This window comes from Candidiatus Paracoxiella cheracis (genome assembly GCF_049348705.1).
GTDB lineage: Bacteria > Pseudomonadota > Gammaproteobacteria > Coxiellales > Coxiellaceae > Paracoxiella > Paracoxiella cheracis.
Map to the genome: position 1 here is coordinate 1134174 of NZ_CP186485.1, position 11350 is coordinate 1145523.

14 protein-coding genes are annotated in these 11350 nt (G+C 43.9%); 2 read left to right on the forward strand and 12 right to left on the reverse strand.

Annotation, left to right across the window (positions count from 1 at the left end; all coding sequences use genetic code 11):
• Complete coding sequence (locus ACJMKR_RS05860; RefSeq protein ID WP_423062272.1) at positions 1 to 1080, forward strand: glutamine synthetase beta-grasp domain-containing protein; 1080 nt, start codon at positions 1 to 3, stop codon at positions 1078 to 1080.
• A gap of 55 nt (positions 1081 to 1135) precedes the next feature.
• Here the strand turns inward: ACJMKR_RS05860 and ACJMKR_RS05865 are convergent, their stop codons facing one another.
• From ACJMKR_RS05865 to ACJMKR_RS05915, 11 genes are all read right to left on the reverse strand, one after another.
• Positions 1136 to 1906 carry a TatD family hydrolase gene (locus ACJMKR_RS05865; protein ID WP_423062273.1) on the reverse strand — a complete coding sequence of 257 codons (771 nt, stop codon included), beginning with the start codon at positions 1904 to 1906 and terminating at the stop codon, positions 1136 to 1138.
• Positions 1896 to 2885 (reverse strand): DNA polymerase III subunit delta', encoded by a 990-nt coding sequence (locus tag ACJMKR_RS05870; RefSeq protein ID WP_423062274.1) that lies wholly within the window; start codon positions 2883 to 2885, stop codon positions 1896 to 1898. Before ACJMKR_RS05870 ends, ACJMKR_RS05865 begins: the two co-directional genes overlap by 11 nt.
• Positions 2882 to 3517 (reverse strand): dTMP kinase, encoded by a 636-nt coding sequence (tmk, locus tag ACJMKR_RS05875; RefSeq protein ID WP_423062275.1) that lies wholly within the window; start codon positions 3515 to 3517, stop codon positions 2882 to 2884. Before tmk ends, ACJMKR_RS05870 begins: the two co-directional genes overlap by 4 nt.
• A gap of 21 nt (positions 3518 to 3538) precedes the next feature.
• Positions 3539 to 4606 carry an endolytic transglycosylase MltG gene (mltG, locus tag ACJMKR_RS05880; RefSeq protein WP_423062276.1) on the reverse strand — a complete coding sequence of 356 codons (1068 nt, stop codon included), beginning with the start codon at positions 4604 to 4606 and terminating at the stop codon, positions 3539 to 3541.
• Entirely contained in the window at positions 4578 to 5816 is a 1239-nt protein-coding gene (gene fabF, locus ACJMKR_RS05885; RefSeq protein WP_423062277.1) for a beta-ketoacyl-ACP synthase II, read from the reverse strand. The genes mltG and fabF overlap by 29 nt, the downstream gene beginning before the upstream one ends.
• A gap of 44 nt (positions 5817 to 5860) precedes the next feature.
• Positions 5861 to 6118, reverse strand: coding sequence for an acyl carrier protein (gene acpP, locus ACJMKR_RS05890; protein ID WP_423062278.1), 258 nt, complete (start codon positions 6116 to 6118; stop codon positions 5861 to 5863).
• Between the two features lie 101 nt (positions 6119 to 6219).
• Entirely contained in the window at positions 6220 to 6963 is a 744-nt protein-coding gene (gene fabG, locus ACJMKR_RS05895; RefSeq protein WP_423062279.1) for a 3-oxoacyl-ACP reductase FabG, read from the reverse strand.
• 21 nt (positions 6964 to 6984) lie between these two features.
• A complete protein-coding gene (locus ACJMKR_RS05900; RefSeq protein ID WP_423062280.1) occupies positions 6985 to 7944 on the reverse strand; it encodes a beta-ketoacyl-ACP synthase III in 960 nt (319 codons plus the stop codon).
• Positions 7941 to 8969 (reverse strand): phosphate acyltransferase PlsX, encoded by a 1029-nt coding sequence (plsX, locus tag ACJMKR_RS05905; protein ID WP_423064197.1) that lies wholly within the window; start codon positions 8967 to 8969, stop codon positions 7941 to 7943. Before plsX ends, ACJMKR_RS05900 begins: the two co-directional genes overlap by 4 nt.
• A gap of 7 nt (positions 8970 to 8976) precedes the next feature.
• Positions 8977 to 9171: a 50S ribosomal protein L32 gene (gene rpmF / locus ACJMKR_RS05910; protein WP_423062281.1), complete on the reverse strand. Its 195-nt coding sequence runs from the start codon at positions 9169 to 9171 to the stop codon at positions 8977 to 8979.
• Between the two features lie 21 nt (positions 9172 to 9192).
• Positions 9193 to 9639: a YceD family protein gene (locus tag ACJMKR_RS05915; protein ID WP_423062282.1), complete on the reverse strand. Its 447-nt coding sequence runs from the start codon at positions 9637 to 9639 to the stop codon at positions 9193 to 9195.
• 98 nt (positions 9640 to 9737) lie between these two features.
• On the opposite strand from ACJMKR_RS05915, the gene ansA reads away from it, so the two are divergent.
• Positions 9738 to 10757 (forward strand): asparaginase, encoded by a 1020-nt coding sequence (ansA, locus tag ACJMKR_RS05920; RefSeq protein WP_423062283.1) that lies wholly within the window; start codon positions 9738 to 9740, stop codon positions 10755 to 10757.
• 8 nt (positions 10758 to 10765) lie between these two features.
• Here ansA and ACJMKR_RS05925 read toward each other — a convergent pair whose 3' ends face one another.
• On the reverse strand, positions 10766 to 11131 hold the full coding sequence (locus tag ACJMKR_RS05925) for a Rap1a/Tai family immunity protein (RefSeq protein ID WP_423062284.1): 366 nt from the start codon (positions 11129 to 11131) through the stop codon (positions 10766 to 10768).
• Positions 11132 to 11350: the final 219 nt, after the last annotated feature.

Below are 11350 nucleotides of genomic sequence, written 5' to 3' on the forward strand. Positions count from 1 at the left end.
ATGCTCTCACAAGTGACATATATCTGGATGGATGGTGCAAAACCCACCCAAAAGCTTCGCTCGAAAGTTAAAGTGCTTGAACATCCAAAAGGTGACATCAAACTTACCGATTTCCCGGACTGGGGATTTGATGGCTCTTCAACCTACCAAGCCACTGGTAATGATTCAGATTTAATATTAAAGCCAGCACACTTTGTAACGGATCCGATCCTTGGCGAAGGCAACTACCTGTTACTGTGTGAAGTGATGAACCCAGATGGTGTAACACCTCATAAAACGAACACTCGCGCTCGCTTGCGCCAAGTTATGGCCAATGGCGGTGCTGAACATGAGCCCTGGCTTGGCTTCGAACAAGAATACACGCTCTTTCGCGGCGCCACGCCACTCGGCTGGCCTGACAGAGGCTATCCAGCACCTCAAGGTCCGTTCTACTGTGGTATCGGAGCTGATGAGGTCTTCGGTCGTGGATTAGCCGAAGAACACGCCCAAGCCTGCCTCAATGCGGGCATCATGCTCTTTGGCACGAACGCAGAGGTCATGCCTGGGCAATGGGAATTCCAAATTGGTTTTCGCGGCATCGACGGTGAAAAACCAGATCCAATAAATGTGGCCGATCACCTTTGGTTAGCGCGTTGGTTACTCTATCGCCTCGGTGAAGAGTTCGGCATCACCGCTACACTGCATCCGAAACCCGTTCCAGGCGATTGGAATGGTGCAGGCAAACACACGAATTTTTCTACCAAAGAGATGCGCGATCCCGCTCGCGGCATGGCCGCAATTGAGCAAGCGATCGAACGCTTATCAGGACGCCACAAAGAACACATCGCGGTTTATGGTCATGGTTTGGAAGAACGATTAACCGGTAAACACGAAACAGCTCCGATTACACAATTCAGCCATGGTGTTGGCAATCGCGGTGCATCGGTTCGAATTCCACGAAGCGTTGCAACATCAGGTCACGGTTATATCGAAGACCGTCGCCCTGGTGCGAATGCAGATCCATATCAAGTTGCAGCGATTCTAGTCGAAACGATTTGCGGAATTAATTTACCCAATTTGAGTACAGCAAAAGCAACGTAATTAACTGTCTTGTAGCAAGGAACGTTCATCATTGGACGTTCCTTCACCTAAAAAATCAAGCCTTAAACAGTGCATTAAAATTTGCGGTCGTTTGATCTGCCACTGCTTCAAACGTTGTTTGCTTTATTTTAGCTAAATGTTCTGCCACAAAACGCACGTATTGTGGTTCGTTCGATTTCCCACGATAGGGTACGGGCGTTAAATAAGGTGCGTCGGTTTCAATTAACATGCGATCCAACGGGACTTTTTCTGCAACCTCGGCAACGTTTTTCGCATTTTTAAAAGTCACGATGCCTGAAAAAGAAATGAAAAAACCTAACTCTATGGCCTCCTGCGCCATTTCCCAACTTTCGGTGAAACAGTGCATCACACCTTTCACTCGTGCTGCATTTTCTTCACGCATTATTCGAATTGTGTCTTCATGTGCGCTGCGCGAGTGAATAATAATCGGTTTTTTTAGTGTTAATGCAGCACGAATATGCGTACGAAAACGATCGCGCATTATATCTAAACTGCTATCATTGTAATAATAATCGAGCCCTGTCTCACCGATCGCGACTACTTTAGGATGGCGCGCTAATGTCACCAGCTCTTCAACGGTTGGCTCTTTATCTACTTTTTCACTGGGATGCAGCCCAACACTGGCAGACACTCCTTCATATTGATCTGCAATATCTATCACCGCTTGGGCATTGTCGATATCAACACCAACACATAAAATATGCTCGACACCTACACTTTTGGCTTGATCGATTAACGCACCCAAATTGCCATTATACGCATCCAGATTTAGCATGTTTAAATGACAGTGTGAATCAACGAGCATGACATAGGCTCCTCAATTGCCATTGCAATAATAAACTTTCTAGCATCATCTGCACATTAACACTCACCGATGTACTCAATAATTTTTGCGCCTCTTGCAAATGCGTCAACAACGCTAACAAATGATCGCGATCGATTAAAACCGATAATTCTTGCAGCGGTTTGATGCGATCTTCATTAACAATGTAGGGTACGTCTATATTTAACTGCAAACGCAATACATCGAGTATAATCGTCACAAACGCTTGCATTAATAAATTCCGATCGTGTTGTAAAATTGCCTTGATCGGTGCAATTGGATCGACTTGTTTTTGCTGGATCTTCCACAAGTGCGCAAGCAAATCATCACGCAACTTTAAATAATTCGCTTCCATTAATTGCAGTGCGCCAAGCGGCGCATGGTTAGCCATTTTTAATAATAAAGGTGCATTAACATCGGCCGGCAATGCTGATTTGAGCCAATCGAGTATGGCAGCATTATCTGATCCTGAAAATGTAACGCGTTGACACCGACTCAACACCGTTGCCGGTAAATTACCCGTTTGATGGCTGATCAACAACAATAACACCTGCCCTGCCGGTTCTTCCAACGTTTTTAAAAAGGCATTCGCGGCTGCACGATTCATCGCTTCTGCCGGATTGATGATAACGATTTGGTAGCCACTGCGCTGTGATGTTTGATTTAATTTGGCAATCAGCTCACGAATCTGAGCAACTTTGATCGCTTTGCTTTTTTCTTCAACTTCCACATTTAAAAAATCAGGGTGATTACCCGCATCGAACAATCGACAGCCACGACATTGATCACACGCAAAATCACTGTGTTTTTCACATAAAACGGCTTTTGCTAATACACGTGCAAAGTGGAGCTTGCCCAAACCGTGTTGACCCGTTAATAATAATGCATGCGGCAAGCGGCCTTGCTTACGCTCCGCCAATAATGTTTGCCATTGTGATTGTTGCCACGGATAAATAGTCATTGTTTTTTTAATAGTGGTTCGATGAGTGATAACACCGCTTGTTTCACAGTTTCTAAATCTTGATTTGAATTAACGATTTTAAATCGATTCGACTCTTTTTCAGCGAGTTTTAAATACGTTTGTCGCACCCGTTCAAAAAATTCGATCCCCTCTGCCTCAATGCGATCCTTAGCACCACGACTTTTAACACGACTCAATCCAACTTCCACCGGTGCATCCAATAAAACTGTGAGATTGGGTTGCAAGTCTCCCTGAACCCATTTGGCTAACTCCAAAACATGCTTGATTTCAACACCTCGTCCACCACCTTGATAGGCAAAACTCGCATCCGTGAATCGATCCGAGAGCACCCACTGGCCACGCTGCAACGCAGGCAAAATCACTTGCGCGATGTTTTGCGCACGCCCCGCAAACATGAGTAATAATTCCGTATCGGGACACATCATTTCATTATAATGATTTAATAACACGTTACGAATAGCTTCTGCGATGGGCGTCCCACCCGGCTCACGTGTAACAACATATGAAATACCCGCGTCATCCAAGCGGTCACGAATGAATTGCAACACAGTGGTTTTACCAACACCTTCAATGCCTTCGATTGAAATAAAGCGACCGCGTTTATTGTCCAAGTGCTTTTCCATAGCAATAGTTTACCTGATGTGATTTGAACTACCAGTGTTTGCTGGCTCTCGTTGTAAATATTTCTCAACGGCTTTGCGGTGCTCTTGATAAGTCGCTGAAAATTCATGGCTGCCATCGCCGCGTGAAACATAATATAGCGCATCCCCAGGTGAGGGATGCAACGCTGCTATGATAGAAGCTTCACTTGGCATATCAATGGGTGTGGGCGGTAATCCATAACGTTGATACGTATTATAGGGTGTATATAATGCTAAATCCCCTTCTGTGATAACGCTCCCATAGGGTCGCCCTAGCCCGTATAAAACGGTAGGATCCACTTGCAAACGCATGCGTTTTTTCAAACGACGTACAATAACACCTGAAATTAACCGACGCTCTTGCGGTAAAGCCGTTTCTTTTTCAATTAGTGAAGCGACAATGAGTGCTTGATAAGCGTTTTTATAGGGTAAATCATTTGAACGCTGTTGCCATTGCTGCTGCAATATAGTTTGCATTTTGTCATAGGCTTGTTTCAGAACATCAATGTCTGAGCTGCCCCACGTAAAAAAATACGTGTCGGGGAAAAACAGTCCCTCGGGATATTGCTGCTCAGGATGACCCAGCGTTGCCATGATTTGCGCACCGCTTAAATAAGTAATAGTGTGTTTAATATGCGTGTTTTCATCAAGCAGTTGTCTCATTTGACGGAATGTCCAACCCTCTATAAAAGTGATACTGCGTTGCATCACTTTCCCAGCAACGATATTGGCTAATAAGTCAGGCGCGGTCATCTTGGGTGTAATTTGATATTCACCCGCTTTCATTTTGGGTGCATCGCCAGTCAGTTTTGCTAATAAAATAAATAGACGCGGATGGTGTATCAAACCGGTTTCGTGTAGTTTTCGTGCTAATGCATGAATACCCGTACCGGGGAGAACTTTAACCGATATGGATTTTTGCTGTCCATGCAATAATGGTGTGTAAATCAAACTGTGCCAAATTACTGCGAACCATAGGCCTATTATCAGAACGATAATAACTGAGGCAAAAATTACGATTTTTTTTATACTAAATCCTCCTAAGCAATATACTCCCATTAGTACCACCAAATCCAAATGAATTGGATAAGACGATATTAATCTTTCGTTCTTGCGCCTGATGTGGCACAAAATTAAGGTCGCAGTCTGTATCAGGATTCTCTAAATTGATTGTCGGAGGTGCTACATTATCTCGAATTGCTAATACAGAGAAAATAGCTTCCACGGAGCCGGCAGCTCCCAATAAATGCCCCGTCATCGATTTAGTAGAACTGACAGGAATTTCATAAGCGTAATCTCCCAGTATCTTTTTGATTGCCAAGGCCTCAATATGATCGGCGGCAGGTGTTGAAGTACCGTGGGCATTAATATAGTCAATGTCTTCAAGTGCAATACCGGCATCCTTAATGGTATTTCTCATCGCGGTGCAGAAACCTTGACCATTAGGTTCCGGTGCAGTCATATGATACGCATCACCACTCATACCAAAGCCAATCACTTCAGCATAAATATGAGCACCGCGTTTTTTGGCATATTCATATTCTTCTAACACGACAACCCCAGCACCTTCACCCAAAACAAATCCGTCGCGATCTTTGTCCCAAGGGCGACTCGCTTTTTCGGGATCATCATTTCGGCGCGATAAGGCACGCACCGCGGCAAATCCACCAACACCTAGCGGTGATGTAGCCATTTCGGTGCCACCCGCTACCATGATATCCGCATCGTTATGTTGAATCATCCGCGCAGCATGGCCGATATTGTGTAACCCTGTTGTGCAGGCCGTTACGATTGAAATGTTTGGCCCTTTCAGGGAATTTTTCATGGAAACAATGCCGGAAGCCATATTAATAATAGCGCCGGGAATAAAAAACGGTGATATTTTTCGAGGACCGTTTTCTAATAATGAATGATAATTTCTTTCAATCCATGGTAGGCCACCGATACCGGAACCAATTGCAACGCCGGCACGAAAGTCATTGCTTTCATCAATTTTAAGACCAGAATCTTCGAGCGCTTGACGACTCGCCTCTGCCGCAAATTGAACGAAAATATCCGTTTTGCGGGCTTCTTTGTGGTTTAACGAAAGGCTCGGATCAAAGTTTTTAACTTCTCCACCAATACGTGTCGTAAGATTAGAGGCATCAAAACGTGTAATAGTTCCGATACCACTTCGACCGGCTAAAATAGCCTCCCAAGTTTCAGGAACGGTGTTTCCTAATGGAGTCACCGCCCCTAAACCAGTAATGACAACGCGTCTATTACCCAAAACCATTGCTCCTCAGTACAGATCAGGTATTAATGGGATCGTGATTATTCGCTGGTAGATTCACTAGCAGAATGAGCTTTGATGTAATCAATCGCTTCTTGAATTGTGGTGATTTTCTCTGCTTCTTCGTCAGGTATTTCAGTATTGAATTCTTCTTCTAAAGCCATGACTAATTCTACGGTATCCAAGGAATCAGCACCGAGATCATCTACAAAAGATGCGTCATTAGTGGCCTCCTCTAATTTGATACCCAATTGCTCAACGACAATCTTCTTGACTCGTTCTTCGACTGTTGCTGCCATGATTGCTGTTCCCCTCTAAATAATAATGTTGACTCGACAAATAATAACACGTTGCAGAGGGTATTCAAGTAGATACATGCACCCTCCGCGAATTCTGAACGCTATACCATACACATTCCGCCATTGACATGCAATGTTTCACCAGTGATATATGTAGCCTGATCTGAAGCTAGAAAAGCGACCGCATGGGCGATATCTTCCGCCTGTCCCATACGTTTCATGGGAATTTGAGCTAAGATAGCCTCTCGATGCTTGTCTGACAAATCATCGGTCATCTCAGTCTCCATAAAACCTGGTGCCACGCAATTGACGGTAATCCCATAGCCTACAAGCTCCTTGGCAACTGATTTGCTAAAACCTATCAACCCAGCTTTAGCCGCTACATAGTTGGCTTGCCCGAAGTTGCCCATCACCCCTACGACGGAAGTGATATTAATAATTCTGCCCCAGCGTGCTTTCACCATCGGCTTCAAACAAGCCTTGGTGAGATGGAAAACGGCATTAAGATTGACGTTGATTACCTCATTCCACTGCTCAGGCTTCATTCTTAAAATGATGTTATCGCGGGTAATGCCGGCATTATTAACCAGGATTTCCGGCGCAGAAAATGCCTCCTGAATTGCGCTTAGCGTATCGGCAATGGCCTCGGTATTTTGAACCTGGAGTGCATATCCTGCACCCTTTAGCCCTTCTGCCTTGAGCATATCTGTGATCTTTTGGGCACCTTCTTTCGTCGTTGCGGTACCCACAACAGTAGCGCCCTGCTTGCCCAGCTCAAGCGCAATGACCCGACCTAATCCACGTGTAGCTCCTGTAACCAAGGCGGTTTTACCACTAAAAGACATAATGTTACCCCTTAACTGTTGCTAGAACTTTAATAAAGCAGATCCCCACGCCAATCCAGCACCAAAGGCTTCCAGTAGAAGCGTATCACCGCGTTTGATTTTCCCCCCTCTCACGGCTTGATCAAGCGCCAACGGAATGGAGGCTGCCGATGTATTACCATGCTCTTCAATGGTGAGAATCACTCGCTCAAGCGGTAAGTCTAAACGTTTAGCCATTGCTGCAATAATACGCATATTCGCCTGATGCGGAATCAACCAATCGATATCTGATTGCTCAAGCCCGCTTTTTTGAACCGTCTCATCGACGATTTCACCCAGTTTTTTAACAGCAATTTTAAAAACTTCATTCCCACGCATTTGTAAATGATAAGGGGCCCCTGGATTCCATATCGGATTATGGGATGTGATTAAATCACTATAACTTCCATTGGCGTGAATCAACGTGCTTAAAATACCGGGTTCTTCATCGGCCTTTAGAATCACTGCTCCCGCACCATCACCAAATAAAATGCATGTGCTGCGATCCTTCCAATCCACCAGTTTTGTTAACGATTCACTGCCGATAACCAGAGCTGTTTTTACTGCACCACTTTGAATATATTTATCTGCAACACTTAAACCATAAATAAAACCAGCACACGCTGCGTTTAAATCAAATGCAGGAATATCTTGTTTAATATTTAAATGCCTTTGTATTAAACAAGCAGTACTCGGGAAATAATATTCGGGTGTTGCGGTGCCGACGACAATCATCCCAATTTCTTGTGGATCCATTTCAGCAGCTTCTAGTGCACGCTTTGCTGCTTCGACTGCCATGGTGGTGCTGTTATCCGTACTGTTTCCGACGATATGGCGTCCACGCACTCCCACGCGTTTCATAATCCATTCATCAGACGTCTCAACCATTTTTTCTAAGTCATCGTTACTTAGAATTTGTTCCGGAATATAGCCTCCCGTTCCCTGAATACGAGAATAGGTCATTTTGCTGGCGACTCCTCTAATAGGCTGCTCACTTTTTCTTTGATGCGTTGCGGAATATTTTTTTCAACTTCTAAAATTGCTTCTTCAATAGCATAAGCAAATGCAACAACATTTGCACTACCGTGGCTTTTAACTACAATGCCATTTAATCCAATTAAACTCGCACCATTGTGACGCTCAGGATCAATACGACGAATCAGTCGTTTTAATATCGGAACTGCTGGCAGTGCTGCAAGCTTTGTCCACCAAGCGGATTTAAACGCTTCGCGCGCATAAATTCCGACTAATTCAGCAATACCTTCGCATGCTTTTAAAGTGATATTACCGACGAATCCATCACAAACAACAATGTCTGCGATGCAATCAAAAATCGTGTTACCTTCAACGTAGCCAATGTAATTAATGACTTCACTTTTTTCAAATAATTCGGTGGCTTTTTTAACGAGTTCATTTCCTTTAATTTCTTCTTCACCCACATTTAACAAACCCACTTTTGGATTTGGAATATTATCTACCGCTGAAGCCAAGACAGAACCCATCACGGCAAATTGATATAAATTTTCAGGGCTAGAATCGATGTTGGCACCTAGATCAAGCACGCGTACTTCTTGATTCGTTTTCGTAGGAAATGTGGCAATGATGGCGGGTCGATCAATACCCGGCAGCGTTTTTAATACATAACGTGCCGTTGCCATCAATGCGCCTGTATTACCCGCACTAACGCAAGCCTGCGCTTTCCCTTCTTTCACCAAATTAATCGCCACACGCATCGAAGAGTCTTTTTTAGTGCGCATCGCAGTGGATGGTGATTCATCCATCGCAATAACTTCGGAGGCATGATGAATTTCCCAGCGATCAGCTAAAGATTTTCCCTGCTCTCGAAGCAACGGCTCAAGCTCTTCTTGTTTACCCACGAGAATTAATTTGAGATCGGGGTGATCTTTTAAAACGCGCATAGCAGAAGGCACGACAACTTTAGGGCCGTGATCTCCACCCATCGCATCCAATGCAATTATTTTCAACATCGAGGAATTACTCTTCGTCGTCATAAGACTCTTCAACAACCAACACCTGACGACCTTTATAATAGCCATCGGGGCTGATGTGATGACGACGATGCGTTTCACCCGTCATAGGATCTTTAGATAAGCATGACCCACTTAATGCGTCATGCGAACGACGCATACCGCGTCTTGATCTTGTTTTACGACTTTTTTGTACTGCCATTCTTTGTACTCCACACCTAACTTATATTTCACTGGGGATATCAACTGGACATTCCCCGGGTCGATGTTTTGGAAACATCGGTATGCTGAGCAATAATTCTTCTTCAACAATTTCAGCCAATAAAACTGGCTCACCATGGGTCACCAATGGGTCATATTCCTTCGGCAAGCTTGCTGCTTGGGAATCACTGACGACCGGGCTCAAGCAAGGTTTTACGTTTATATCACAGCTGACCGGTTCTCCACAACGTTGACAAACAAGTCTTAAGGTTGCGGACACCTGCCCCTTGATATAGGGCGGTCCATACTCGTCCCGAGCAAATTTGAGCTGAACTTGAACAACACCTTCTGAGCTCGCCAACAGCTCAGCCAACCGTCTGAACCCTGCAACGGCCATCTCCCCCTTCAATTCAACCCCTTGGTTAACCAAGGCAAAGGGATTGATTTCTAATGGTAATTGCTCGCTCAAGATAATACCATCCCCTGCAAAGAGGCCATGTTAGCGATATCTACCAGGGGTGTCAAACCTCGGGATTGAATAAAAATCTCAGCTATAGTTAGTCAAGGATGAATACCAACAAGCACATCTATATTATTTACACTGGGGGCACCATTGGCATGGAAAAAACCGCCAAAGGATACCAACCCCAGCCTGGCTTACTCACCCGATTATTAAGCGAAATGTCTGAGCTCAAGCACCCCGACATGCCAACCTACACGCTCCATGAGTATGAACCACTGATCGACTCGGCAGATGCAACCCCTGCATTGTGGACGATGATTGGTGAAGACATCATTAATCATTACGATAAGTATGACGGCTTTATCGTGTTGCACGGCACTGATACGATGGCTTACACGACCTCAGCACTTTCGTTTATGTTTGAAAACTTAACCAAGCCCATTATTGTCACCGGCTCTCAAGTGCCCATGGGCCATGTAACTACCGATGCACGTGAAAATGTCATTAATGCTTTATACATGGCAAGTCATTATGAAATTCCTGAAGTCTGTTTATTTTTCAACAATAAATTACTCCGAGGCAATCGTGCTAAAAAAATTAGCGCCACCAGTTATACTGCATTTGACTCACCGAATTTCAATCCCCTAGGTGAAGTTGCCACGACCATTAAGATTCGTCACAATAAATTACTACCCATGCCAACGAAAAAAACTCATTTTCAAAAAATAACTTTTCCCTGCATCGGCAGCATTAGTTTGTTTCCAGGCATGTCACTTAAATTCATGCATAATTTATTAAGCAAGCCATTACAAGCTCTGGTTATCGAAACTTACGGCTCAGGGAATGCACCGGCAGATAAGGAGTTATATCGCATCTTAGAAAAAGCTAATGAGCAAAACATCATCGTAGTCAACTGCACACAATGCCTGCATGGTCGCGTTAAGATGCATTCTTACGCGAATGGGAAAGCATTGTTGGAAGTTGGCGTTATTAGCGCTAATGATATGACGCTTGAAGCCACGATTTGCAAATTATATTATTTGTTTAGCTGTAATTTCACCACAAATGAAATCAAAAAAAAACTGCAAGAAAACATCAGAGGCGAACTCACCTTACTTCCATAAGTTCATATCTATTTACAAGGATCTTTGTGACGCAGCGCGCTGTACAGCAATACACCTGCCGGATAATTTAGGAGTTCAGGATGTTTTTTCCCAAAATCTACAATGACGGGAACCAAATCTCTAAAATAAATATCTTTAGGCAAACAAAACAAACGATATTTCCGCATTAATTCATTGAATTCTTTGGCAGACATATCTTTACGATAGTTTTTATCCGCAACTGCATCGTAAAAAGAAATAAAGTGTTGCGATTCTACGGCACCCCCAATGAATCCCAGACAGTAGTAAGCATGAATTTTTTCTTCGCTCGCTTCACCTTGTTCCACGCGCTGAGTGAAATGAGTACAGTATTCCATCAATTTTTTTCCTGTCATTTGTTGCGACGTGTTATTATTTTGATGGTTATTATTCGCCACAGCATACGACACGAATGGAAAAAGCACTAATACGGCAATGACCAAGTATTTATGCATTACAGTATACCCCTTACATGAGCGTTGTTATAGGTAAATATAGCCTATCTCAAAACATGGCGATACCCTAATTTTTTTTTAGTTTATGAATGAGCACACCATAATAGCCTATAGTTGTTT